The following is a 24,385-nucleotide window of genomic DNA, read 5'->3' as shown; positions in this document are numbered from 1 at the left end:
CTAGCGTGCTGCGCGGCGTCCCTTGGGGGCGCCGGTTCGTGCTCGGTTCGGAAGCGGCTTCTCCGGTTTCTTGGTCCGGTCGTGCGGGACCACGTAGCCGCCGGTAGCGAGCACCAGGATGGCGCTGATACCGGTCAACGAGAGCATCGCAATCGCCCAGATCTGGGACTGGTCATAGAAGGAATGGTCGACGCTCAGCCAAAGCACGTAGGCGCCGATGAGGTAGATGATATGGATCAAGAGCAGGCGCGTCCGCAGCCGCAGCTTGATGACTGCCTTCGGTGAGAAGAAGATCGACCACAGGATCAGCAGCGGAATGACCACGACGAGTATTGCTGGAATGGTCGGCCAGGGGATGAAGGCGATAGCTGCGAGTGCCGCCGCGAACAGCAGCCCGACTTCCAAGAGGAAAGCCACTGCGGCATAGGTTGCTGAGAGGAAAGGCGATACCCGCTGGGAACTTTTTTTACCCATCGACTTCAATCTCACTCCGTTTCTGCACGCGGCATTTCAAAGCCTTCGACTTTCATCTCAAGTCTATGTGCAAATTCTCCATCCCGCGAACAGGCTCGCGATGCGGCGGCTGACTTCAAGGCAAACAAAAAGCTCCGGATCCAAGCTTGCGGGCTTGGATCCGGAGCCGGAAATTGTGGAGATGGGGAGAATTGAACTCCCGTCCGATGTGGTGTTGCCAGGTCTTCTCCGGGCGCAGTTTGCTGTGGATTTTCTCTGCCCCAACCATCACGCAAACAAGTGGTTGATCCGGGCACAGTTGCCTGAATGTGTACTCAGCAGCGGCAACAACTGCTGAATACATTGGCTATCTAAATGACGTTAGGAACAGGGGCGATAGCGTCCCCTGGCTAACGGACTGTCTGGCTGCTTAGGCAGCGAGAGCGAAGTCAGTGCGCTTTGATTCGGCACTTATTGGTTTGCAAAGAGCGTTTACGAGATAACTTTGCGTCCTCGGCCCGCTTCATCTGTCGCGACTCACACCGTCGAAACCGATCATCCCCGTATTTTGTTGTCAGTCCCGGTTTCCCGGATGCAACCACACCCTAGGGCGTGTTCATCAATCATAGCGCATCACGCCGGGTTGCCCCAATGCGAAATGCGCCACAACCTCTGCTTACGCGTTGCCGCGGTTGCGTTCGCGCATGGCACGTAATGCTTCGCGGTTATCCTGCTTTTCGCGCAGGGCCTGCCGCTTGTCGTACTCGCGCTTACCGCGGGCGACACCGATTTCCAGCTTCGCCCGACCCGATTTGAAGTACAAGCTCAGCGGTACGACAGTCAGGCCGGCTTCGCCGATCTTGCGCTCGATCTTGAGCAGTTCCTGGCGGTGCAGCAAGAGCTTTCGCCGACGACGAGCCGCATGATTGGTCCACGATCCGTTGAGGTACTCGGGAATGTAGACATTCTCGATGTACAGCTCACCGCGGTAGAACTGGCCGAAACCATCAACGAGCGAAGCTTTGCCTTCGCGCAGCGACTTCACTTCGGTACCGGTGAGCACCATGCCAGCTTCGAAGGTGTCGAGGATTTCAAAATCGTGGCGCGCCTTGCGGTTGCTCGCGATGACTCGATCTTCTTGGTTCTTCTTAGCCACGTTACTCCTTGCATGTCGCGGGCGGATTCCCGCGCACAGACTACAAGTCTAGCGCTAGAGAAGTCCCAATGGGTTCACATGTGATCCATTGATGATCGTTTCGAAGTGCAGATGGCAGCCAGTCGAATTGCCGGTGGTGCCAACGTAGCCGATGATCTGGCCCTGCTTCACATGCTGGCCGACACTGACCGCGATGCGGGACATATGGTGGTAGTTGGTGGCCAGGGCCTTGCCCTTGATGACTCCATGCGAAATGGTGACCTTGTTGCCCGAGGATCCACCCCACCCGGCCATCCAGACTTCGCCGGATGCTGCCGCCGTGATGGGCGAGCCGCACTGGCCGCCGAAGCCCCAGTCGATACCCGCGTGCACATAGCCGCCGCGGCCACCGTAATCGATGGTTCCGGCTGGCGTTGGGCGCCATCCGAAGGTCGAGGTCAAACGGTTGCTGGTGGTCGGCTTAATCAATCCCCAGCTGCTTGGCTCGGCGTAGTCCGAAGACTTCGGCTGGGATTTCGGTGCAACGTAGGGCTTCTTCTTGTAGGTTCTTTTCTCCGCTCGGGCTTCGGCAGCCTTGCGCTCCTGCTCAGCCTCGTAGGCGGCCTTTTCCTCAGCGATGCGCTTTCGCTCGGCCGCTGCTTCGCGACGCGCCTTTTCTTCTGCCTTGCGCTTGCGCTCGGCGGCTTCCCGGATCAGGCGCTCCTGGCGTTCCTTGATCTGCTGATTGACCGCAGCGTATTCCTTCTGCTGCGATTCCAGCTTCGCCTGGATGCGCGGCTTCTGCGCTTCGAGTTCGGCACTGAGCGCTTCGGTGCTGGCTACCAGTGCATCCAGCTCGTTCTTGGCGTTCTGCGCAGCATCTCGCGCTGCCTGCTCCTGCGCCAAAGCTTCCTCTGCCTGGGCTTTCAACGAGGAGATTTCCTTCTCCACGGCAACCAGGCGAAGCTTGTTGCTTTCGTTATTGGCCTGTTCCTGGGCCAAATCGTTGTATGCGGCATTCTGGGATTCCATGGCACGATTGGCCATGTCCAGGCCGTCGGCCATCTTGGTTGCCGAATCCATGTTGAGGATCATGTCCAGCCCGCCCGAGACACCGCCGCGCTTATAGGCTTCCGCGGCGATCTGCGCCATCGCGTCCTCCGCTTCGGACAGCTTCGCAGCGTTTTCTTCGATCTGCTGGGCCACTTCATCACGAGTCGCCTGCGCGCTGATCAAGCGGTTGTTCAGATCGGAGAGGGTGGCCTGGGCATTGGCTACGCGGCTTTGCGCGTCAGCCAATGCCTGCTGGGCAATGGGTACCTGCGCCTGCTGGTCACGCAATTTCTTGTCGGTTTCCTGGATGTCGGCATCCAGGAATTCCATGTCGGTCTCGAGGTTTTCTATGTTCTTCTCGACCTGAGCTTTCTTGTCGTCCAGCTCGTCAGCGACCACAAGGCCTGCTGGCAGAGTGAGCGCAAGAGCCATAGCTCCACCGATAGAGGCGCGTAAGAATTTACGTCGCACGGCGTTCGACAGCATAAAGCTCCTTTAAGAAATTGCGTACTTCAGTTCAAGCCTAGATAACGTTTCGGCTAAACCTTCAGGTAACGCTTCAACGTTACCACTGATGAAATTGTGGCCAAAACGATACCAATAATCAAGAGTATCGGAGCAACTAGCCATATTTCGGTGGTAGAGATGAACGCTACACCGACGTTTTCGTTGGCCAACTTGTCCTCAACCAGGAACTTCAGCAGCAACCACAGGGTGCCCGAAGCCAGCAGGCCGCCAATCAGCGACGCGATCACGCCTTCGATGATGAATGGCAATTGAATCGTTGCTTTCGAAGCGCCGACCAGCCGCATGATGGTTGTTTCGAGCCGCCGGTGCATGGCCGAGAGCTGAATGGTCGTCCCGGTGAGCAGCACCGCGCAAACAATCATCACGATTGCCACGACGGCGGCGGCAGCGGAAGCCACGCGCACCAACTGGAATACCTTTTCAAGCAGTTCGCGTTGGTCGATTACCGAGTCAACGCCGTCAACGGTGGAGAACGCTTCGTTGATCACCGGATACTTTTCCGGATCAACGAGTGCGACGCGGAAGGATTCGGGAAGTTGTTCTGCAGTGACCTGGTCGACCAACGCGGAGTTCTCGTATTGGTCAAGGAAGTTCTCGTACGCCTGTTCCTTGGATTCGTAGGCGAATTCCTTGATGTATGGGGCGAGCTGCTCGGACTTGAGCATCTCCTCGATGTCCTGCCGCTGTTCCTCGGTGACCGCACTGCCGGCACAGTTCGGTGAGGTGCTCGTGTCATCGCAGAGGTACACCGCGACTTCCATGCGGTCGTACCAGTAGCCCTTCATCTGGTTGATCTGGAGCTGAAGCAATACCGAAGCGCCAACGAAGGTCAACGATACGAAGGTCACCAGCACCACGGAAACAACCATGACGACGTTTTGCCGCAGGCCCTTCGCCGCTTCGCGGAGAATAAATCCTAGTCTCACTGGTCCTCGTCTTTCTTATCCTCGGCAACCTGCGATTCTTCGTCGTATTCCACGGCCGAATCGCCGACGAGCAGTTCACGCGAGCCGTCCTGGTTCACCACAGTGGTCATCGGCGTGTACTGGCCATCAATTTCATCGCGGATGACTCGTCCGCGTTTCAGTTCAATAACGCGGTGGCGGTATTCGCTCACCAGCTCGTGCGCGTGCGTAGCCATCAGGACGGTCGTGCCGTTCTGGTTGATGCGATTGAGCACGTTCATCACTTCGATGCTGTTCTTGCGGTCAAGGTTGCCAGTAGGCTCATCGGCCAGCAGGATCGACGGCCTGTTCACAATGGCGCGGGCAATGCCAACGCGTTGCTGCTCGCCACCGGAAAGCTCGGTTGGCTTGCGGCGTGCTTTGTCTTCGAGGCCGACCATTTTCAATGCGTCCGGCACTCGCTCGCGGATCTGGGCACGGGAGGCACCGATGACTTCCATGGCGAACGCGACGTTGTCGAAGACCGTACGCTCACGCAAGAGGCGGAAGTCCTGGAAAACGAATCCAATGTCGCGGCGCAGCTTGGGCACACGACGGCTCGGTATGCGGTTGAGGTTCTGTCCGGCCACGTAGACGGATCCGTCGGTGGAGCGCTTTTCGCGCAGCACCAAGCTGAGGAAGGTCGACTTACCCGAACCGGATTCACCAACCAGGAAGGCGAATTCGCCACGGTCTATCTCGATGCTTACCTCGTCCAAAGCCGCATTCTGCTGCTTCGGCTCGTAAACCATCGAGACGTTTTCGAATTTAATCATGTCTTCAATCGCTAGTCTTCGTCGGGGCGCGACCCACGAACACCAATCTCGAGATCAAACGTCTATTGATGCGCCAGTCTTCCAAACACTATCGGTGCAAGGTTGCGAACCAGCCGAAATATAAGGCGTGTTGCAAGATTCATGCCGTACGTCCAGCTAACGCGAAGTGCGCAGCTTCGGCATGACTAGCTGTAATTGGCGCAGCAGGATCCGCAACGGTGATGATGCTTACACCCTGCATGACAGAAGCGTCCACCGCGGTCAGTGTCAGCGAGACCGCCTACTTGCTTGGTCGGCGTTGTCCTGCACGCCAGCGGATGCCTGCATCGATGAAATCGTCGATTTCACCGTCAAGCACCGCCTGGGTGTTGCCCACTTCATGTTCGGTTCGCAGGTCCTTGACCATTTGATACGGGTTGAGCACGTAGGAGCGCATTTGGTCACCCCAAGATGCCTTCACATCGCCGGCGAGTTCCTTCTTCTGCGCGTCCTCCTGCTCCTTCTTCAAGAGCAGCAAGCGCGACTGCAGAACTCGAAGCGCGGCGGCACGGTTCTGGATCTGCGATTTCTCGTTCTGCATCGAGACGACGACGCCGGTAGGAATATGCGTCATGCGTACCGCGGAGTCGGTGGTGTTGACGCTCTGGCCGCCAGGCCCCGAGGAGCGGAACACGTCCACGCGGATTTCAGATTCCGGGATTTCGATAGTGTCGGTCTGCTCAATCAGCGGCACAACTTCCACGGCCGCAAACGATGTCTGGCGACGACCCTGATTATCGAATGGCGAGATGCGCACCAGGCGGTGGGTACCGGCTTCTACGGAGAGCGTGCCGAAGGCATACGGGGCATCAATTTCAAAGGTTGCCGATTTGAGGCCGGCTTCTTCGGCGTACGAAGTGTCCATGACAGTGGCCTTGTATCCACGGCGTTCAGCCCAACGCAGGTACATGCGCAGGAGCATCTCCGCGAAGTCCGCGGCATCAACACCGCCGGCACCGGAGCGAATCGTGACAACCGCACCTCGGGCATCGAATTCGCCGTTGAGGAGGGTGACTATCTCGAGTTCAGCGAGGGCCTTCTGGATGCTGGTGAGCTCCTTGTCAGCTTCATCCAGCGTATCGTCGTCTTCTTCGAGCTCGGCAAGCTCAACCAGGACTTCCAAATCATCGATTCGCGTCTGCAGCCGAGTCAGCCGTTCCAGCTCGGATTGGCGATGGGATAGCTTGCTGGTGACGATTTGAGCAGCGGCCGGATCATCCCAGAGGTTGGGAGCGCCCGCTTCTTCCGAGAGGACTGCGATGTCAGCTTTGATCTGCTCGACATCGCTCACGTCTTCAATTGCGGAGAATGTAGAACGCAGTGAGCGGATTTCAGCGGAGAAGTCAGTTTTTGCCATGGTCTTCTAAGACTACGTCATTTGGCTTCTGATCATTGAGTCCGGCGGCCAACGTGGTGATTACCTGCTCAATACGGTTCGAGCGGATGATTCGACTGATATCGGCACTCCACCGGGAACTAGCCACCCTACTATCGGCGGTTGCACCGAACCGCTCAACTGGAGATTCGCGCCTTGGCCATCGGGCATGATCTGGACCCGGCCGATTCGCAGATTCTCCACCCGGCCGGCCGCACCAACGTCTGACAGGTACTGCTGCACTGCTTGCTGCACGCGTTGCTGGTCGAGCTGGATCCTTGGGTTGCCGTTGTCCGCAACGAACTCGAATTCGTCTACGGCAGCCACGACCGCTCCGTCGGCAATTGACAACAGCTGACGCGCTTTGAGATTGACGGCGCTGGCTGCCAGCACCACGGAAATGGTCAGCAATGTGATGGCGCACAGGCCGATTGCCAGCACCAAGGATTGCCCATCCTCATTCCGCAGATTCCGGACGGCACGCTGCGGCCTAGCCAAATCGATCAGTCCTTTGCGACGCGGAGGAATCCACGGTGAATGCGGACGCCTCGACCCATTCGGATACGAAAGGCAGCGGGACATCCAAGGCTACAGTCACGGTGACGACACTGCCCGGGCTCAAGCATTCCATTTCGCAACGAATTGAAGTGCGGGCGTTGCGATACCCAAAATTGTGCATGGTTCTTCGCACAACAGCGTGTGCATCGTTCCTCGCCTGCACAGGGTCTTCGGCGGCGGCAAAGACCTTGGCGGCATGATCGGCAGCACCAACCACGGCATAGCTGCCTCCTTGAAGCTGGCCGGCGGCCAGTATCAAGTACACCAGGGGAATCAGCAAGACGGTTGAAGCAAAAACGAATTCCACTACCGCACTTCCACGATCTTCATTCCGAATTCTGCGATGCATGGCGGTAGCCAGATTCTTGGCCCTACCCATAACGCACTGCTTCTCCTTCCACGTGCAAGTCCCACCCATTGGGCAAGAGCCCGATCAATGGCACTCGGGTGCTGACCGATACGGTAACCAACTGGCTGTCCCCTACTGGAGTGGTGCTCACGGCAATGTCACGGGCGAATCCACCATGCAAGCTTTCGGTGATCAATCTCCGGGTCCTGCCTTGGGCATCGGCCGCTGAACGATTGGCCAGTGCACCGTAGTGGGCGCCGTTGGAAGCCGCGTCAATCAGCGTATTTCGCACATGCAGAACCAGCGCGAGTTGGACAAGCGTCATTGCGATCACCACAAGCAACGTTGTCACCATGACAAATTCCGCTACCGCAGACCCGCGCTCGCTGCGCGTGGGCTCCACGGAGCGCAGAATTCCGGATGACCGCGCACCAAAGCTCATGCGCGGTTATCCCAATCCGGAAACTCGATCGATTGCCTGGTTGAACAGGTCCTGCAGCCTAGGTCCTGCGATGGCCAGCAACGCGGCGACCAGCAAAGCAGACATGAGCGTGATCATGACCCACCCCGGAACGTCGCCTCTGCTATCCCTGAGTTTCGGAAAAAGCTTATGAATGAGTAGTTCACCGGCCGCGATGATCTGCATTGCCAGTTTGAGCATCATTTGTTGTACGTGGTTCATGACAGCCCTTCCAATGTGCTAAAAGAATTCAAAGTGAGAGGTTCAAGATTTTCTATGCACCGTTCAGTAGCTCATCTCCAATAACGCTAGGCCGGGGAATACGGCAAAAACGATCGTGAGCGGCAGAATGCCGAATACCACCGGGATGAGCATGGAAATTTCACGTTTTCCGGCAACTTCCATCAGTTCGCGTTTCGACGCATCGCGAACATCCTGCGCCTGGTCTCTGAGCACCTGTGCCAAGGGCGTGCCCCGCTCTGTGGCAACAACGATCGCATCGACAAAGCGCGTCATCGCCCCGACTTGCATCCGGTCAGACATATTCTGCATAGCTTGGACCATCGGCGTACCTGCGTGAATGTCGTTCAAGGTCTTCGTTAATTCCTCGCCGATCACTCCATGGCAGATTCGCGAGATTCTCTCGATTGCTCCCGTTGTGGATTCGCCCGCGCCGACAGTTAGCGCCAGCACCTCGGCCACGGTGGGGAATTGAGTCAGTATTTTTCTAGACCGCCGGTGGATCTGTTCGCCAAGCCACCAACCACGCAAGGCGTAGCCCGAAATTCCGAAACCAATGACAACCAGCACTGACAAGAACAAAGAAACGTGATACTGGACGGCAGCAAGAGCCATGAATGCAGAACCTGCTACCAAACCAGCCAAAGCATAAACGATTTCCTGGGACCGATAGTCAACGAGGCTCATGTCCAATCCTGCAGCGTTCAGGCGCTTCCGGAGCGTACCGGCAGAAGGACTGTGCAAGCTAGCCAGCTTCTTGATTTGTTGCAGCATGGGGGCAGCTAGCTGGCCCAAAGCCGAGTGCCCGGAGTCCGAGTGCCAGGAGTCTTCAAGCATGCGCGAGCTTCGAACGCCAACACGGACGTGCGGCGCAATACGATCAGCGAAGGCCATTCTGCGCCAGCCCGGCAGGTTCACGAAGACCAGCCATAGACCCAGACCAAGTCCCAAACCGCAAAGCGCCGCCCATGACGTATAGCTGCTCATGCCAGCACTCGTTCTTCTACCGGCAAGGTACCGAGCCGGAGCATGATTCGATAGCAGACGAACGAAACCACCACGCCGAGGCCGAGCACGATCACTCCCCCGAATGTCATATACGCATCTTTCGCAGCTTCCTGGGTGCCCAGGACCAGCAGCAAGATCCACGGCGCCGCAACGGCCAGACGTGCTGCTGAAACAATCCATGATTGCCTGGCCGCGAGTTCTCCTCGTGTTCTCACGTCATCTCGCAGGAACGCCGACAACGTTGTGAGCGTATGGCCCAAGTCGGTGCCTCCGACCTCACGGGTGATGCGCAATGTCGTGAGAATTTTGTCAGCTACCGGGTCTGCCAATCGTTCGCCCAGCTGGTCCAGTGCCACAGAGAAGTTCGCGGTGGCTCGATAGTCCAAGGCGAAGTCCCGGAATAGAGGCCGCAATACGTCCGGTCCCACAACTGCCAACTGGCTCAAGGCTTCAGGAAGCGAGAGACCTGCCCGGATGGCGCTTCGCAAGTGGTCAACCACTTCGGGCCATTGCTCTTGCAACGCCGCGTGGCGTTTAGCTGCCTGATGGCGCAGATAAACCCATGGTGCAAATGACCCAAAGAGGCAAAACACGACGGCGAAGAGCCACGAAGCGGTGAGTCCCAAGGTCACCAACGCGAAAGTCAGCCCGCAGACCGCGCAAATTGCGATGAATTTTGCCGGCGCCAGATTGCTCATGCCCGCATGGAGCAATGCGTTCTTGATCGCCGAGCTGCGTTTAGGCGATTTCTCCCACGGGGCAAACAGCAACCAGTCAACCATGAGGGCAATGCCCAGCCCGCCGAGGAGAGCAAAGAAAGCAACCACCGCTACACCGCCATCAGTTCGGCAATATTGATGCCAGCTACATCGAACTTTTCATGCGACCAATCAGCACCCCTGGCCGGTTGCAGGCGATCGGCCTGCCGTTCGAAAAGCGTCGAGGACTCAATTTGCCCCTCCTCCACGCGATTGCGCACACTGAGAATTTCGTTGACGTAGCGATGGCCCTGGGGGCTTCGTACGCAATGGACAACTAGGTCAATGCATGCGGCTACCGTCTTGATGGTGAAGTCGCTGGTGATGTTCGGTCCGGCAAGCAGAGGCAAGGTGCAAATTTTCGTGATCGCGTCACGGGCAGAATTCGCATGCAAGGTGCACAGCCCCGCGATTCCCGAGTTCAACGCAATCAGCATATCCAAGGACTCTGCCTCGCGAACCTCGCCGACAATGATGCGTTCAGGGCGCATGCGCAGAGCTTCCTTGACCAATCGGCGCATGGTGATTTCGCCAGTTCCTTCAAGATTGGCGAGACGTGTTTGCATCGCAACGACATCCCGTAGCGAGAGATTGAGCTCGAAAATTTCCTCGATGGTGATGATTCGTTCCCTGGGGCCGATCGCTGATGCCAGGCAGTTGAGCATTGTGGTTTTTCCGGCCTGGGTAGGGCCAGTCACGATGACATTAAGACCTGCGCCGATGGCGGTGGAAAGGAATCTCGCCGCTTGTTCGCTCAATGATCCGAGCTCGACCAGGTCTTCGAGCTTTCCTGCGCGTGCTATGAACTTGCGAATGTTGATGGCCCAATGCTCGTGGGTGATATCCGGAATCACGACGTGCAGACGAGATCCGTCGGGCAACTGGCAGTCGACGAATGGTTGGGAAAGATCCAGGCGCCTGCCAGAGGACTTGAGCATCCGTTCTACCAGGGCTGCAATTTCGGCCGCTTCCATGCGGATGTGGGTCAGTTCGCTTTGGCCGCCCCTTGCGCAAAAAATTTGATGCGGTGAATTGACCCAAATTTCCTCGACAGAAGGATCATCCAGCAGGGGTTGCAATGGTCCAAAACCGGACACGTTGTCGAAAACTGAACGTTGGGCGGCCTCTAGCGATCCAAGTGAAGGCACAGCTCCAAGCAATGCGCGTTCGTCGTAGTCTCGGATGACTTCATCGATTAAGGCCCGGATCATCGCTGGCTGCTTGGCTGGGTCCAATCCGCGACGCCGGACCAGCTCACGTACTTCGTCTTCGACAATGGACAGCGCATCCACCACTGGCTCCTTTGGCTTTCCTGTTGGAGGATCCCGAAGTCGGGGACCATCGGCGAGCGCGTCGTCGGTGCAGCATACCTATTCGTATGACAAGGGATGCTATCTGCAGCGGAGACCGCTTTCAAGAGGTTGCTGCAGTTGTGGATAGTTCTTAATTCTTTCTCCACAATGGGATTTATATTTCCCGATGCCGACCAAATTGCTGGTTTTGATGGGAAAGGCTACTTTCCATCACTTTCAGGAGGGCTCATGGTCCGCTATGAATTGCTTCTGGTTTCCCGAAAATTCCAGCATCCGAGACAATTCGAACTTGTCATGTCCGGGCGAATCTCGGGCGAGCAGCTCGCCGCGCTCCTGCAGCGGAACTTCCCGGACCATCGATGGTTTGCGGGAGCAACGCGGATAGAAGAATTGGAGACTCTGTCTGCTGCCGATCGCCTCGTGCTCCATGAACTGCCCCAGCCCGCTCTCGTCTCAGGCACCGCTGCTTCGCGCCTCAAGCTGCTAGTGCTTCGCGGCCCCGACGCTGGTGCCTGGATTCCGCTCACGAAGGGAGAGCATGCCATCGGCCGAACTGCCCCGCTCTGGTTGGAAGATCCGCTGGTTTCCAGGAATCATGCGAAGGTCATCGTGACAGCACAGGGCTTGCACCTGCACGCGTGTGCCGAGCAAGAAATTGCCATGCCAGATGGAAGCCACCGCCAGTCCGTCGAGCTGGAGCAGGGATCACGCTTCCGGCTAGGCAACACCGAATTCGCCGTAGGCGATCCATTAGTTGCCGACTCCGGTCATCTGGTCTCCTCCGAACAGTTGGAAATCCAGGCACCTTCAAAGCCCGAACTGTCCCGATTGATTGCATTGGCCTTAGCCGCATTTGTTCCGATCATTTCCGGCGTCTTGCTTGCCGTGGTTACCGGTTCAATGCTCTTCCTGGTCTTGAGCGGCGTTTCTGCCCTGATGGGGCTGGTACCTGCGGGTCAGCTGGTGGTGGAACGGCGTCGGTGGAAAAGCGAAATGCAAGATCAGCGGGCGTCCGCGATCGCCGCAAGAACGAGATACTCCCCGGACCTTGGCGAAGCGTTCGTAGCTGGACTGGATGCTTCGTCTTTGGGCCTGTCCTGTAATCGGATACCACCCTTGGTTTGGGGCGAGGGCCTGTGGTCTCCCCAAGAATTCTCTCGTCCTTCTCCCACGGGCGTGCGCAAGATATTTCGAGGCCTCAGAAAGACGAAGACGGATGCGCCCTGGTTTGGCCCGGTGTTCTTCCCAAGCACCCCGGGAGTCTGGCAATTGAAGACTGTGCAAGGGCAAAGTGCGGGATCGATTCTCGCCGCAGTTCTTGCGCGTTACCTCCCGGCTATACATGCCGGCCAGCTACGGCTGGTGATCGATCCCAGTATTCGCTGTCTTCCTGCGTCATTGCTCTTGATGAACAACGTCTGCATGTCCCATCTGTCCGATTCCGATGAATCGAGCTTCCTCAGGAAAGAGGAAGCCGGTCTGGCCACGCTGTACGTCACTGCCCAATCACCGCAGCCCATATCCGGCACACTGGTGCTGGGCATTTCGCCGGTACTGTCCGAGTCTGTGGAGAATTGGATTGTTCCAAGCCCCGTCTGTGCGCATTTGCCCGACGAACGGCTAGTTCTTCAGAGCCTGGGCACGCTGAGCCTCGCTCGGTTCGACAAGATGGTGCAGCAATATGTGCAGCTGCCTAAGAAAGCAGCAACAGAGAATCCAGACTCAAGGCCATCTGGCTCCCGGTGCCTACGCGCGCTTCTGGGTCTGGATGACCAGCAAGAGGACGTGTTCCTCGACCTTCACGAGGACGGTCCGCACGTACTGGTATGCGGCACGACCGGCTCGGGCAAGTCAGAAGCGCTCCGGCGCATCATCGCAGATTTTTCCTGCAACTATTCGCCGGCTCAGCTCGCTCTCGTGCTCATTGATTTCAAGGGTGGAGCTGGGCTCGGTGTTTATGCAGGCTTGCCCCACGTCCAGCTCTTCGCAAGTGACCTTGATGAAGCCGCGGCTCAGCGTACGTTAGAGCAATTGGAGCATGAAGTGCATCGGCGCGAAGAGCTTTTGGCGGATCACGGTTGCAGCGACATTGCCGAATATCAAGATCTCGCTGAACCAGGCCCAGTCCTGCCTCGCTTGGTAGTCGTCATTGACGAATTCCGCGTCTTCATCGAAACCCTGCCTCAAGCCAGCGCCAGAATTGATCGCTTGGCTGCGGTAGGCCGGGCTCTCGGTATCCACCTGATTCTCAGTACGCAACGACCGGCTGGCGCCTTGACCGGGCAAACCAAGGCGAACTTGAACACGACAATCGCCTTGAGGGTCAACGACCCAGGCGAATCGATCGAACTGGTTGGCTCCGTCCAAGCATCCAAATTCCTCTTCCCTGGCCAGGCGATCATCAAGAGTGCTTCCAAGCCAACTCGGTGCCTGCAATTCCATCTGGCCATCGAGCCACCTCTGCACGGCGAATTATTCGAGCGGAATCGCCAAGATCTCACCTTGCTTCCCCTGTGCCAATTCGAGAAGAGCGTTGCATCAGCAACCGGAGATCCATTGCGCGACCATGCCTCCGAGCTTTCTTCACGATGGTCAGGTACGGAGCTGCCGGCATCCGGTTTTGCCCCGGCGTTGCCATTGCCATCAGAACCATGGCCTTCGCCGCCGACTTGGGAGGGGAAGGAGCGCGGGGCTATCTGCTGCGGTATTGCAGATAACCTGCATCTGGCCCGGCTCGAGCCGCTGGTCCTCGACCCTGCCCGTTCACGATCAACGTTGATCTGCGGCCTGCCTGAAGCCGGTGCACGCACGCTATTTGCTTCCCTTGCCGATTCGACAAGAAAAATATTGTGCTTCGGTCCATCACCAGTTCCTGATGCCGCCAAGAACCTCAAAGTTGTCACCGGTGAAGATCCCTACGACTTCTTCGAAGCTGTCGACTTCGTGGAATCCATGCCGAAGGATCCGGCATTGATCATTCTTGTACATTCACTCACCCAGTTGCAGTCCAACATCCACCCCCAGCATTTTCAACGCTTGGATGAAGCACTCGGTACGCTATTGCGCTTCGGCGGGCCTGAATCGCCAATGGTTCTTTGTTCAGTCGACCGGGACCAGAATGCCATGAAGTCCACTGGTCTTTGCACCGAGCAATGGTTTTTCCCATTCAACGCCACCGAGTCGTTGAAGATGATCTGGCCCAAGATTCCGGCCTGTTCTCCGCTGCCTGGCCGCGGAGTCAAACTAAGTTCCGGGCAACCGCCGCAAGTCTTCCAACTCACCCACGCACATTCGGCTGGCGTCGCCGATAGCGCCTGGCCGGTCCGGCCAACGGCCAGAGAGATCTTTGCAGGATCTGCGCTGCGCCCGGAAACTTTTCTGGGATTCTCGCCCTTTGATGGTGAAGCCGTGCCTCGACCAGCAGGGCAACTAGCCATTGTGCTCTGTCCCGATACGCTACAGCGCGGGCAGTTGAGCGATGTGCTCGCTGGGCGCTGGAACGCCATGCATATTTGCGGCTTGTCGGGCTTGGATCGGTTCGTCCGGGCTCTCGATGACGCCTCATCCGGGGACCGGCAGGAATTGCTCTGCGTCTACTTGGAAACCACTAGTGATTCGCGCCTGCCCCCGATCATTGAGGCGCTGAAGTCCAGAGGGATCGGTGTCGTGCTATTCGTTCCACCGTCCAACAGGATCGCCTACGACTTGGGAATGAGCGTCAACGGGCTAGATGATCGCCAGGTGATTGTTGTCGAAGCCCATCATCCGCAGGATCTTCAACCGATGAACTGGCCGCCGATCCACCCGGAGATTGACCAAGGGTTCAAGGATTATTGGGCCGCCATTATCTCTAAACGAGGCAACCCTCGTGTGATTCACATTCCGTACGAATTATCTGGCGGGCTTTCAGCGATTCGGCCGGTCTCCGAGGAAAGCGGTCGTCTTCGGGGCGAAGAGCATCACCACAGTAGTTCCCGCGATCACAATGGACAGGACCGCCGCGGCCGTCACCATCGGGATGTCGGAGCTCAGGAACGAAACGGAGAGGATGAGCTGGAATAGTTGCCAAACGATAATCGGAGCACGAGTGAACGCTTTTCCCTTGAAGAAGTTAATGGCAACCGAGCCGTGCCAAACAGCAAGCAGCAAGCAAAGAGCCAGCATGAATAGCTGCCCACCCATGTTGACTGTTCCATTGGCATCCAGGTTCAGCATGTAGCTGATGGCGTACGCCAGGGTGGCCAGTGCTTCAATCAGGACCAGCGCGGCAACCACGAAAACACTGGTTGGGCGGGACGAGGTTGTATTTTCGTTGCTCACATCAACAATTTTCGTTGACCTTCTACAGGAACTCAAACCGCAACAATTGACTTTCGCTGTTGTTCGCGCCACACCACCGATAACTAGCGGATCCAGGTGCCAAATGCCATGTGAGAAAGCCCTCAGGCATTCAGCAACTTTTCACTTCCGTGACTCTTGTTTACTTCCGCGTTACATGAAAACCTTATGTGGTTGGTTAAACGAAGTGCCCGAATGGACTTCACCGACCTTTCGAAACGCCAGAAGTTAACCACTAGGCAACCAGGAATTCATTTCACTCCTAGGTCATTGTTGCCTGTGTGTTGATTGCCGTTGGCGTTTCAGACCCTCTCAGATTTCAAGGAGCATCAATAAGCATGGATTGGCGTAGCCGCGCGGCGTGTCTGGAAAAGGACCCGGAACTGTTTTTCCCAGTGGGAAACACCGGTCCGGCCCTGTTGCAGATCGAAGAGGCCAAGAGCGTCTGCCGTCGATGTGAAGTAACCGAAACCTGCCTGCAGTGGGCCATTGAGTCCGGCCAGGACGCAGGGGTATGGGGCGGCATGAGCGAAGATGAGCGCCGTGCCTTGAAGCGTCGCGCAGCACGAGCTCGCCGCGCTTCCTAATTGAGCTGCGCTCGAGGTAATTCTCGCAACCCGAGACGCTATACGAAATCCGCCAGCGGTCAACACCACTGGCGGATTTCGAGTTTAAACGGCAAATTGTCAGCTCACCTAGGTACATTAAAAGTAGTATTCATGTTCGAAAGGATCCGTTAGTGACTCTGGCCCGCTTCGCGCGCACCGTTCAGGCAGGTGCGTCCGCAAAATGAGCCCGGCCCTGACCGACCCGAACCTGGGCAAGACGCTGGATGGCCGCTACCGGCTCGACCATCTGCTCGCTCTGGGTGGCATGTCACGGATCTACCGCAGCATGGACAAGCGGTTGCACCGAGCCGTTGTCGTGAAGATCTTGAATGACAACTTCGCCAGCGAGTCCACGGTTCGTGAACGATTCGAATCTGAAGCTGTCATCGCCGCGAATATCACCCATCCGAATGTGGTTTCAATCCGAGATCACAACGTGAGCGACAATCTGGTGTACCTCGTGATGGAATATGTTCGCGGGCGCAATCTCGAACAGGTCATAGAGGAACGCGGGCGTTTTACACCGCGCCAGGCCCTCAGTGTCCTTGAGCAGATTTGCCGCGGTCTCAGCGCCGCGCACAGCGAGGGCATCATCCACCGGGACATGAAACCGGCCAACGTGCTGCTCTCCGATACCGGTGAAGTCAAAGTCACCGACTTCGGCTTGGCCCGTGCCGCGAGCGCCCATACCCAGTCGGCGACGCTCGTGGCAACGCTATCCCATGTTTCTCCTGAACTGGTTTCAGGCTCGCCAGCCGATTCGCGCAGCGACATCTATGCCCTGGGCATCATGATCTATCAGATGCTGACGGGGCAATTGCCGTATACCGAAACCAATGCAGCCGCATTGATGAAACATCATCTGGACTCCCCCATGCCCCCGCCCTCGGACCTGGTTCCCGATTTGGCCGAAGATCTCGATGAACTCGTTCGATGGTGCACCGAGAAGGATCCGGAAAAGCGTCCGCAGGATGCCTCATTGCTGCTGGAGGAGATCATCCAGATCCGCTCCACGCTCAGCGATGCGCAATTGGATGTCGGTGCCGAGGATCTCGGCGGGATCGAAGATCTCGCACCGCAAGCATTCGCGCAGATGCCTACGACGCTGCAGCAGCGCCTTGATGCGATGCAGCGCGAGCGCGAGGAAGAACGTGAACAGCTGTGGCTGGAGCGGAACGCTGCACAGCAAGAGACCGGCTACGAACTAGATGATGCTCCAGCCGATCCTGATCGTACGACGGTCATTGCCGCCGCCGATGCCACCGAGGTCCTGGACCTTCGCGACGCGCAAGCCACCTTGGCCCCGCCTCGTGCGGCTGATCCCGGCTCGGATCCTGGAATTGCCGCGACGTCGGTGTACTCCCGTGGCGATGAGTTGGAATCAACCGAAGAACATGGCGAAGCCGATGAAGCTCCGCTGTCGGTCCGTGGCCAGAAGCGTGCGCAGAAGCAAGCCGCAAGGAAGTGGCGCAAGGAAGCCCAGGTGCCCACCCACAGTTTGCGGCAGCCGCGCACCGGAACGCAGAGGTTCGTCATCACGCTGATGTGGATCCTCGTCGTCGCTCTGGTGGCCGGCGCAGGATGGTTCTTCGGCCGCGGCCCCGGAACAATTATCCGCATCCCGTCATTGACCGGAATGCTCCAGTCCCAGGCAGTCGCGCAGATGGACGGCCAAGGCGTTCCCGTTCGCATAGGCACCGCCTACGACGATGAGATTGCCATCGGCCGGGTGGTGGATTCGCAACCTGGAACCGGCGAAAACATCATGAAGTTCCAGGGAATCGACCTGATCGTTTCACAAGGGCCGCAGCTTTTTGCGGTTCCGGATGTTGCCGGGAAAACCCTTGAGCAGGCCACCACGGCCCTGGCCGAGGTCGGCTTCGAGGACATTAAGACCACCGAAGCCTACTCGGAATCGGTCAAGGAGGGCGAAGTCATCAGTTCCGCCCCGGCCGCCGGCGAGAAATTGCCGAGGAAGAACATCATCACCCTTGCCATTTCAAAGGGACATGCTCCGGTCAGCGTTCCCTCGGTCATCGGCCTTGGCAAGGAGGCGGCCAAGGAGAAGCTTGAGGCGGTTGGCCTGGAGCTTGAGGCAGGTGAAGCCGTCCATTCCTCGACGGTCGAAAAAGACCTCATCGCACTCCAGGATCCAGCTCAGGGCACCGTCCCATATGGCAGCACCGTGACGGTAAATCTTTCGCAAGGACCGGAGTACGTCCAGATCCCGTCCGTGATTGGCATGGGCGTGGAAGAAGCCGTCACGACGCTGGAATCCGCCGGTTTTACCGTCAAGACCCATGATGTCTTTGGCGGTTTCGGCCAAACCGTGCGCATGCAATCTCCGCTGCACCAGCAAGCCGTGCGCGGCAGCGAGATCAGCATCTACGCTTTCTAGGGCCGTTGGCGCTTCCAGTTCACAAAAAATAATCCGGTTCCCGCTTGGGGAACCGGATTACTTTTCTAGCTGCTAGCGATTGCGGCTGCGGCTCTGCAGTGCCGAGGAGACCAGGAAGGCCATTTCCAGGGACTGGCGGTGGTTCAGCCGCGGGTCGCACAGCGACTCATACAGCGAATCGAAGTCTTCCTCGCGGATCGGATCCGCGCCGCCGAGGCACTCAGCAACATCGTCGCCGGTCATCTCCACATGCAGACCGCCCGGGAAGGTGCCCAGCGAGTCGTGCACCTCGAAGAAGCCGCGGACTTCGTCCATGACGTCTTCGAAGTTGCGGGTCTTGTAGCCGTTCTGGCTGGTGACCGTGTTGCCGTGCATCGGGTCGGTAACCCACAGCACCTGTGCTCCTGATGCAGTGACCTTCTCCACCAGGTTCGGCAGCTTCTCGCGGATGTTCTTCGCACCCATGCGGGTGATGAAGGTCAGTCGGCCCGGCTCGCGGTTCGGATCGAGCTTGTCGATCAGCGCCAAAACGTCCTCTGGGTCCGTGGTTGGGCCCAGCTTCACGCCGATTGGGTTGCGCACGCGCGAGAGGAAATCAACGTGGGCGTGGTCCAGCTGGCGGGTGCGTTCGCCGATCCACAGGAAGTGGCCCGAGGTCGCGTACGGCAGGCCGGTGCGGGAGTCGGTACGGGTCAGCGCACGCTCGTAGTCCAGCAGCAAGGCTTCGTGGGAAGCGAAGAACTCGGTGCGCTTGAGCGCCTCGAAGTCTGCTCCGCAGGCATCCATGAAGCGGATGGCCGAGTCGATTTCTCCGGCCAGCTGCTCGTAGGCGGAGTGCGCCGGATTGGCCATGAAGCCGCTGTTCCAAGAGTGCACGCTGCGCAGGTCGGCGAATCCGCCCTGGGTGAAGGCGCGGATCAGGTTCAACGTCGCAGATGAGGTGTTGTAGGCCTGCACCATGCGCTTTGGATCGTGGGCACGCGACTCCGGCGTGAAATCGAAGCCGTTGACGATGTCGCCGCGGAATGCCGGCAAAGTTACACCATCTCGGGTTTCGTCATTCGAGGAGCGCGGCTTGGCGAATTGGCCAGCCATGCGCCCCATCTTGATGACCGGCATCGAGGCGCCATAGGTCAGCACGACGGCCATCTGCAAGATGGTGCGCACACGCGATGAGATCTTGTCTGCGGTCGCGTCGGCAAAGGTTTCGGCGCAGTCGCCGCCCTGCAGCAAGAAGGCCTTGCCTTGGGCCGCCGCGGCCAGGCGTTCGCGCAATACGTCGACTTCGCCGGCAAATACCAGTGGCGGACGCGAACCCAATTCCTTGATGGAGGACTGATAGTCCTTGTGCTCACGCCAGGTCGGCTGCTGGGCAATTGGCAGTTCACGCCACAAATCTAGTTGCGGATCGGTGGCGGGGCCGGCTACAGAGGAGCCGGGCAATGGGGTTCGGTTTTCTTCGCTCACCTTGCCCATTCTACGTGGCGTGGGCTCAAAGCACCGCGACGAATGTAACAACGAGCCGTAACACTGCCACTGGTGCGCTGCTACTTCTTCGCTTTGCGCGGTGCGTAGATATCCACGTAGCTCTGGCCTGAGAGGACATTGATCGCCTTGCGGATTTCGTCGGCGCAGGCACGGAGCGTTTCGGGGTTCGATGGCTGGCCGCCCAGGTGCTCGAAGGTCAGCGGCTTGCCGATCTTGATGCCGACCTTTCCCGGATGCGGCAGGCTCTGGCCGATGGGCTGCACCTTGTCGGTACCGATCATCGCAATCGGTATCACCGGTGCGCCGGTCTCCAAGGCGAGCTTGGCGACACCGAGCTTGGCCCGGTACAACCGGCCATCCGGAGAACGCGTCCCTTCGGGATAGATGCCCAGCACCTGTCCCTGCTCCAGCGCCTTCTTGGCGCTGGCCAGCGAGGCCGCCGATTTCTGCCCGCCCGACCGGTCCATGGGCAACTGGTTGATGTTGCGGAAGAACCACGCGGTGATCCTGCCTTTGATGCCGGTGCCATTGAAGTACTCGTCCTTGGCCAGGAAGATGACGGTGCGGTCCAACGCAGCGGGGAGGAAAACCGAGTCGCACACCGACAAGTGATTCGAAGCCAGGATTGCCGCGCCGGTTTCCGGCACATTGCCGATGCCCTGGATCTTGACGCGGAAGAAAATTCGGATAATTGGCCGGACAGCGAAACGCTTGAGGAAGTCGTACAGCACGGCGGGAAAAGTCCTTCTTCTAGTTGACCAGCTACGCGGGAAGAGAAACCGCGACCTTGCTGGTCGAAGCGCACTCCGCACCATTCAATTGTGCACTACGCTCGGAGGTGTAGGCAGAATTCGGGAGGATACCATGATGAAAATTGATGAAGGCAATACTCCGCTCAATGAGCCCGTGCGCTCCAACGCAGTGCTCTTGATCCATGGTTTTACCGGCTCCCCCGTCGCCATGCGGCCTTGGGCGGATTCCCTGGAGCTGGCCGGGTTTGACACTGACGTCCCGCTTTTGCCAGGCCACGGCACACAGTGGCAGGACATGGTCGGCCGAGGGTACGACCAGTGGATCCATGCCACCGAAGAAGCGTTCGACGAGCTCGCCAGGACCCACCAGCAGGTATTCGTCGCCGGACTTTCCATGGGTGGCGCGCTGGCTCTGCATCTGGCGACCCGGCGCAACGTGGCTGGCGTGTCGCTGGTCAACCCGGGACTGGTCGTGGACTCCCGCTTGGCGCCCTATACCCGTTGGCTCAAGCATGCCGTGCGCACTGTCGCCCCGATCAGCAATGACATTGCCAAGCGCGGCGTCGATGAAGGGGCCTACCCGCGCACCCCGGTAGCGGCAGTAGCCGAACTCCACGCGCTCTTTGCCCAAACCCGCCGCCGCCTGGAATTGGTCAGCGCCCCGGTGCAGCTCTTCCGGTCCACCGTTGACAACGTGGTCTCGGAGCAATCGGTGCGCGAACTGGTGGATGGCTTGAACCCGGGCACCTTGGCCGAGCACCATATGCTCCTGCACTCCAAGCATGTGGCCACGCTGGATTACGATGCCGAGCAGATCTTCCATGAATCGGCCCGCTTCTTCGCGCAGCTGGCCGCCAGGGAGCAGAAGCGCAAGGAGGAACGCGCATGAATCCAGATGATGTCCATCCTTCGAACCAGCAAGACCCGCAATGGGATGAGCTGGTCGAGAATTTCCGCCAGCTCGATGCCGCGGCACCACGCGAACCCAGCGCCGAAGAGCGCAAGGCGCAGCTGGAGAAGCTGTTCAACACCGGACCTGCCGCGGTTCGCGGTCCACGCGACTACGAAGTCGACGACACCGGCGAGGAGTTCGTTCCAGAAGCACCCGCCGCACTGGGTTCTGGCGATCCGATGCTGAATCTCGCCTGGGCTGGCGCGGCTGGCGGCCCGCTGGGGTTGCTGCTGTGTGTGCTGTTTTTCCGCTCGGCTCCGGCGTTCATTTATTTCGGTTTGGGAATCATCGCCCTGCTCGGAGTCGCATACTTGCTGAAACGTCTTCCCACTGAACGCGATCCGGGAGATGATGGGGCGCAAGTCTAGAAAACGGCTTTGAGCACGAACCACCGTAGGTTACTCTATAGTAATAAACATGTGATGCGGATTACCCGCAATTGCTAATGGGGTCACACGAAGTTTCAGGAGTTGAAGACCAGATGCGCGAATACAGCTCGCCAATTCGCATTCATTCGCCAGAGCAGTCGAACATTACCGATCTGCTGCTGCGCCACGCGAATTCAGCGGCGAACCCGGCCTTGTTCTCCAAGCCGGGAGCCGACGGAACATGGAATGATGTCACTGCCTCGCAGTTCGCTGCCGATGCCCGGGCCATCGCGAAGGGCTTCATCGCCAACGGCATCGAGGCCGGCGACAGGATCGCCCTGATGGCCAAGACCCGATACGAGTGGACACTGGTCGACTTCGCCATCTGGTTCGCCGGTTGCATCACCGTTCCCATCTACGAAACCTCCTCCCCCAGCCAGGTTGCCTGGATCGTTTCGGATTCCGGCGCCAAGGCCGTGGTTGTCGAGGCCACCGCCCAAGAAGCGGTCGTGCGCCGCGCCGCCCATCAGGAGCAGCTCGATTCCCTGGATCATGTCTGGCAGTTCGACGGCGGGCTGGACCAGCTCTCCGAAGATGGCAAGAACGTCGATGACCAGCTGCTCGAAACCCGCCGGGCAGGCGCATCCCTGGAGGATGTCGCCACAATCATCTACACCTCTGGCACAACCGGCCGCCCCAAGGGCTGCGAGCTGACCCACGGCAACTTCGTGGAACTGGCCGAGAATGCGGTGGCTGCCTTGCCCGGTGCCGTCTACCCGGGCGCATCGACCATCATGTTCCTGCCGCTGGCCCACGTATTCGCCCGTTTCATCTCGGTGGTCAACGTGGCCGCCGGCTGCCGCACCGGGCATACCCCGGACGTCAAGCACCTGCTCGAGGACCTGCAGTCCTTCAAGCCGAATTTCATCCTCGCCGTGCCGCGCGTCTTCGAGAAGGTCTACAACTCGGCCATGCTCAAGGCCGAGGACGGCGGCAAGGGCAAGATCTTCCACGCCGGCGTCAGCGTCGCGGTGGCGTATTCCAAAGCCACGCAGCAGGGCAAGGTTCCGTTGGCGCTGAATCTGAAGCATAAGCTCTTCGACGCCCTGCTCTACAAGAAGCTGCGCACCGCCATGGGCGGCAACATCCGCCATGCCGTCTCCGGAGGCGGCCCGCTGGGCGAACGCCTGGGCCATTTCTTCAACGGGATGGGCGTGACCATTCTGGAAGGCTACGGACTGACCGAAACCACCGCGCCGATTTCGGTCAATACGCTTGACCGCATCAAGATCGGCACCGTCGGCAAGCCGCTGCCGGGCAACGCCGTGCGCATTGCCGCTGACGGCGAGATCCTCGCCAAGGGCATCTGCGTGATGCGCGGCTACCGCAACCGCCCGGAACTCCAGGACGAGACCTTCACCGACGGCTGGTTCCACACCGGGGATATCGGCGAGCTCGATGCCGATGGATTCTTGAAGATCACCGGCCGCAAGAAGGAAATCATCGTGACCGCTGGCGGCAAGAACGTGGTTCCTGCCCTGCTCGAGGACCAGATCCGCGCCGACGCGCTGGTATCCCAATGCGTCGTCATCGGCGAGGGCCGGTCGTTCATTGCGGCCCTGGTGACCCTGGACCAGGAAGCCCTGCCGGGCTGGCTGGCCCGCCACCAGATGGACAAGGACCTGTCGCTGGAGGAGTTGTCGACCCACCCGAAGGTGCTCGAAACCGTGCAGGCGGTAATCGACAAGGCCAATGCCTCGGTCTCCAAGGCAGAGGCAATCAAGTCCTTCCGCATCGTGCCCGCTGACTTCACCGAGGAAACCGGCCATCTGACTCCCTCGATGAAGATCAAGCGTGCGGTAGTGCTCAAGGACTACGAAGCAGTGATCGATCAGATCTACTCGGCTCCCAAGCCCACTGCATAATCCAGCACAGCATGAGCCAGCTCCCACGATTCGCGAGCTGAAGCGGCCCAAGGCAACTTGAGGCCGCTTTGCTGTGTCCGGGCATAGTAGCTGCGCGGCAGGACCACGCGGCTGAACGCCGGGGCAGGGTGGTTCTGGTGCTCGTGGCCGAGCACCGCGTAGATCAGGTTCGCGGCAAGCTCCTTGCGGCCATTGGCCAGCAGCCATTCCACCAGTTCCATCAACCGGTCTTCGGATTCGGCGCTGGTATCCCCCACCGCCACCAGCACGTTCACACCGGTGAATTTGCCTTCCCTCACCGATTGCACGCGCTGCGGCCCGGCCGTGGCTACCGTGGCCTGGCACTCCAGCTCGCCGAATTGCTCGGCCAAGTGCTCGGCAATTTCGCAAAATGGCAGATGCGTGTCGAGGGTGAAGACCAGTACCGAGATGGGCAGGATCCTGGATCCCAGCTCGGCAACTTGTTGCTTCAACTCCTCGGGCGCAGCCCCGGGCTTCGTCTTGTGTGCGCGCATCCCTGCTCCTTCAGCTAGTTGGTTCACACGATCATTTGCGGCAGAGCGCAGG

22 protein-coding genes and 1 other RNA gene are annotated in these 24,385 nt (G+C 58.7%); 6 read left to right on the top strand and 17 right to left on the bottom strand.

Going from position 1 to position 24,385, the window contains the following annotated elements; all coding sequences use genetic code 11:
• From F0M17_RS06060 to F0M17_RS05995, 14 genes are all read right to left on the bottom strand, one after another.
• Positions 1-474: a DUF2568 domain-containing protein gene (locus F0M17_RS06060; RefSeq protein WP_149596665.1), complete on the bottom strand. Its 474-nt coding sequence runs from the start codon at positions 472-474 to the stop codon at positions 1-3.
• A 173-nt stretch (positions 475-647) separates the two neighbouring features.
• Positions 648-1,016: a transfer-messenger RNA gene (gene ssrA / locus F0M17_RS06055) on the bottom strand.
• 113 nt (positions 1,017-1,129) lie between these two features.
• Entirely contained in the window at positions 1,130-1,609 is a 480-nt protein-coding gene (gene smpB / locus F0M17_RS06050) for an SsrA-binding protein SmpB (RefSeq protein ID WP_073707668.1), read from the bottom strand.
• Between the two features lie 54 nt (positions 1,610-1,663).
• On the bottom strand, positions 1,664-3,073 hold the full coding sequence (locus F0M17_RS06045) for a M23 family metallopeptidase (protein ID WP_246857148.1): 1,410 nt from the start codon (positions 3,071-3,073) through the stop codon (positions 1,664-1,666).
• A gap of 107 nt (positions 3,074-3,180) precedes the next feature.
• Complete coding sequence (gene ftsX / locus F0M17_RS06040) at positions 3,181-4,095, bottom strand: permease-like cell division protein FtsX (RefSeq protein WP_066137562.1); 915 nt, start codon at positions 4,093-4,095, stop codon at positions 3,181-3,183.
• The gene (gene ftsE, locus F0M17_RS06035; RefSeq protein WP_038990409.1) at positions 4,092-4,889 is read right to left on the bottom strand and encodes a cell division ATP-binding protein FtsE; all 798 of its coding nucleotides are present in this window, start codon (positions 4,887-4,889) and stop codon (positions 4,092-4,094) included. Before ftsE ends, ftsX begins: the two co-directional genes overlap by 4 nt.
• Before the next feature lie 280 nt (positions 4,890-5,169).
• Positions 5,170-6,285 (bottom strand): peptide chain release factor 2, encoded by a 1,116-nt coding sequence (gene prfB / locus F0M17_RS06030; protein WP_038990407.1) that lies wholly within the window; start codon positions 6,283-6,285, stop codon positions 5,170-5,172.
• Positions 6,286-6,345: 60 nt separating this feature from the next.
• Positions 6,346-6,747 (bottom strand): hypothetical protein, encoded by a 402-nt coding sequence (locus tag F0M17_RS06025; RefSeq protein WP_157066295.1) that lies wholly within the window; start codon positions 6,745-6,747, stop codon positions 6,346-6,348.
• 46 nt (positions 6,748-6,793) lie between these two features.
• On the bottom strand, positions 6,794-7,240 hold the full coding sequence (locus F0M17_RS06020; RefSeq protein ID WP_246857146.1) for a hypothetical protein: 447 nt from the start codon (positions 7,238-7,240) through the stop codon (positions 6,794-6,796).
• A complete protein-coding gene (locus tag F0M17_RS06015) occupies positions 7,233-7,652 on the bottom strand; it encodes a TadE family protein (protein WP_149596662.1) in 420 nt (139 codons plus the stop codon). Before F0M17_RS06015 ends, F0M17_RS06020 begins: the two co-directional genes overlap by 8 nt.
• A gap of 6 nt (positions 7,653-7,658) precedes the next feature.
• Complete coding sequence (locus F0M17_RS06010; RefSeq protein ID WP_371737262.1) at positions 7,659-7,856, bottom strand: hypothetical protein; 198 nt, start codon at positions 7,854-7,856, stop codon at positions 7,659-7,661.
• Positions 7,857-7,955: 99 nt separating this feature from the next.
• Positions 7,956-8,897: a type II secretion system F family protein gene (locus F0M17_RS06005; protein WP_149596661.1), complete on the bottom strand. Its 942-nt coding sequence runs from the start codon at positions 8,895-8,897 to the stop codon at positions 7,956-7,958.
• Positions 8,894-9,745 (bottom strand): type II secretion system F family protein, encoded by an 852-nt coding sequence (locus F0M17_RS06000; protein WP_038990360.1) that lies wholly within the window; start codon positions 9,743-9,745, stop codon positions 8,894-8,896. Before F0M17_RS06000 ends, F0M17_RS06005 begins: the two co-directional genes overlap by 4 nt.
• A 2-nt stretch (positions 9,746-9,747) precedes the next feature.
• Complete coding sequence (locus F0M17_RS05995) at positions 9,748-10,968, bottom strand: CpaF family protein (protein ID WP_141358588.1); 1,221 nt, start codon at positions 10,966-10,968, stop codon at positions 9,748-9,750.
• Positions 10,969-11,217: 249 nt separating this feature from the next.
• Here F0M17_RS05995 and F0M17_RS05990 point away from each other — a divergent pair, with 249 nt between their 5' ends.
• From F0M17_RS05990 to F0M17_RS05980, 3 genes are all read left to right on the top strand, one after another.
• Positions 11,218-15,051, top strand: a complete 3,834-nt coding sequence (locus F0M17_RS05990) for an FtsK/SpoIIIE domain-containing protein (protein WP_168201964.1) — start codon at positions 11,218-11,220, stop codon at positions 15,049-15,051.
• Between the two features lie 614 nt (positions 15,052-15,665).
• Positions 15,666-15,914 carry a WhiB family transcriptional regulator gene (locus F0M17_RS05985; RefSeq protein WP_013348560.1) on the top strand — a complete coding sequence of 83 codons (249 nt, stop codon included), beginning with the start codon at positions 15,666-15,668 and terminating at the stop codon, positions 15,912-15,914.
• Between the two features lie 202 nt (positions 15,915-16,116).
• Positions 16,117-18,333 carry a Stk1 family PASTA domain-containing Ser/Thr kinase gene (locus tag F0M17_RS05980; RefSeq protein ID WP_121866516.1) on the top strand — a complete coding sequence of 739 codons (2,217 nt, stop codon included), beginning with the start codon at positions 16,117-16,119 and terminating at the stop codon, positions 18,331-18,333.
• A 72-nt stretch (positions 18,334-18,405) separates the two neighbouring features.
• On the opposite strand, the gene F0M17_RS05975 is transcribed toward F0M17_RS05980, so the two are convergent.
• Both F0M17_RS05975 and F0M17_RS05970 read right to left on the bottom strand, forming a co-directional pair.
• On the bottom strand, positions 18,406-19,809 hold the full coding sequence (locus F0M17_RS05975; RefSeq protein ID WP_038990356.1) for a class II 3-deoxy-7-phosphoheptulonate synthase: 1,404 nt from the start codon (positions 19,807-19,809) through the stop codon (positions 18,406-18,408).
• Between the two features lie 71 nt (positions 19,810-19,880).
• Positions 19,881-20,552: a 1-acyl-sn-glycerol-3-phosphate acyltransferase gene (locus tag F0M17_RS05970; protein WP_066137548.1), complete on the bottom strand. Its 672-nt coding sequence runs from the start codon at positions 20,550-20,552 to the stop codon at positions 19,881-19,883.
• A 133-nt stretch (positions 20,553-20,685) separates the two neighbouring features.
• Between F0M17_RS05970 and F0M17_RS05965 the strand changes: the two genes are divergently transcribed.
• From F0M17_RS05965 to F0M17_RS05955, 3 genes are all read left to right on the top strand, one after another.
• On the top strand, positions 20,686-21,462 hold the full coding sequence (locus F0M17_RS05965; protein WP_168201963.1) for a carboxylesterase: 777 nt from the start codon (positions 20,686-20,688) through the stop codon (positions 21,460-21,462).
• On the top strand, positions 21,459-21,893 hold the full coding sequence (locus F0M17_RS05960) for a hypothetical protein (protein WP_149596658.1): 435 nt from the start codon (positions 21,459-21,461) through the stop codon (positions 21,891-21,893). Before F0M17_RS05965 ends, F0M17_RS05960 begins: the two co-directional genes overlap by 4 nt.
• Positions 21,894-22,006: 113 nt before the next feature.
• The gene (locus tag F0M17_RS05955; protein ID WP_149596657.1) at positions 22,007-23,818 is read left to right on the top strand and encodes a long-chain fatty acid--CoA ligase; all 1,812 of its coding nucleotides are present in this window, start codon (positions 22,007-22,009) and stop codon (positions 23,816-23,818) included.
• Here F0M17_RS05955 and F0M17_RS05950 read toward each other — a convergent pair.
• Positions 23,791-24,333: a hypothetical protein gene (locus F0M17_RS05950; protein ID WP_038990352.1), complete on the bottom strand. Its 543-nt coding sequence runs from the start codon at positions 24,331-24,333 to the stop codon at positions 23,791-23,793. The genes F0M17_RS05955 and F0M17_RS05950 overlap by 28 nt on opposite strands.
• Positions 24,334-24,385 lie beyond the last annotated feature (52 nt).

The sequence above is a fragment of the Glutamicibacter sp. ZJUTW genome, assembly GCF_008370855.1.
In the GTDB taxonomy this organism is placed as follows: domain Bacteria; phylum Actinomycetota; class Actinomycetes; order Actinomycetales; family Micrococcaceae; genus Glutamicibacter; species Glutamicibacter nicotianae.
This window is presented reverse-complemented; position numbering and strand designations above follow the sequence as displayed.

Coding starts and splice junctions, on each gene's coding strand:
- F0M17_RS06060 (WP_149596665.1), bottom strand. CDS start 474: ATGGGTAAAAAAAGTTCCCAGCGGGTATCGCCTTTCCTCTCAGCAACC.
- F0M17_RS06045 (WP_246857148.1), bottom strand. CDS start 3,073: ATGGCTCTTGCGCTCACTCTGCCAGCAGGCCTTGTGGTCGCTGACGAG.
- ftsE (WP_038990409.1), bottom strand. CDS start 4,889: ATGATTAAATTCGAAAACGTCTCGATGGTTTACGAGCCGAAGCAGCAG.
- prfB (WP_038990407.1), bottom strand. CDS start 6,285: ATGGCAAAAACTGACTTCTCCGCTGAAATCCGCTCACTGCGTTCTACA.
- F0M17_RS06020 (WP_246857146.1), bottom strand. CDS start 7,240: ATGGGTAGGGCCAAGAATCTGGCTACCGCCATGCATCGCAGAATTCGG.
- F0M17_RS06015 (WP_149596662.1), bottom strand. CDS start 7,652: ATGAGCTTTGGTGCGCGGTCATCCGGAATTCTGCGCTCCGTGGAGCCC.
- F0M17_RS06010 (WP_371737262.1), bottom strand. CDS start 7,856: ATGCAGATCATCGCGGCCGGTGAACTACTCATTCATAAGCTTTTTCCG.
- F0M17_RS06005 (WP_149596661.1), bottom strand. CDS start 8,897: ATGAGCAGCTATACGTCATGGGCGGCGCTTTGCGGTTTGGGACTTGGT.
- F0M17_RS05990 (WP_168201964.1), top strand. CDS start 11,218: ATGGTCCGCTATGAATTGCTTCTGGTTTCCCGAAAATTCCAGCATCCG.
- F0M17_RS05985 (WP_013348560.1), top strand. CDS start 15,666: ATGGATTGGCGTAGCCGCGCGGCGTGTCTGGAAAAGGACCCGGAACTG.
- F0M17_RS05980 (WP_121866516.1), top strand. CDS start 16,117: ATGAGCCCGGCCCTGACCGACCCGAACCTGGGCAAGACGCTGGATGGC.
- F0M17_RS05975 (WP_038990356.1), bottom strand. CDS start 19,809: ATGGGCAAGGTGAGCGAAGAAAACCGAACCCCATTGCCCGGCTCCTCT.
- F0M17_RS05965 (WP_168201963.1), top strand. CDS start 20,686: ATGATGAAAATTGATGAAGGCAATACTCCGCTCAATGAGCCCGTGCGC.
- F0M17_RS05960 (WP_149596658.1), top strand. CDS start 21,459: ATGAATCCAGATGATGTCCATCCTTCGAACCAGCAAGACCCGCAATGG.
- F0M17_RS05955 (WP_149596657.1), top strand. CDS start 22,007: ATGCGCGAATACAGCTCGCCAATTCGCATTCATTCGCCAGAGCAGTCG.
- F0M17_RS05950 (WP_038990352.1), bottom strand. CDS start 24,333: ATGCGCGCACACAAGACGAAGCCCGGGGCTGCGCCCGAGGAGTTGAAG.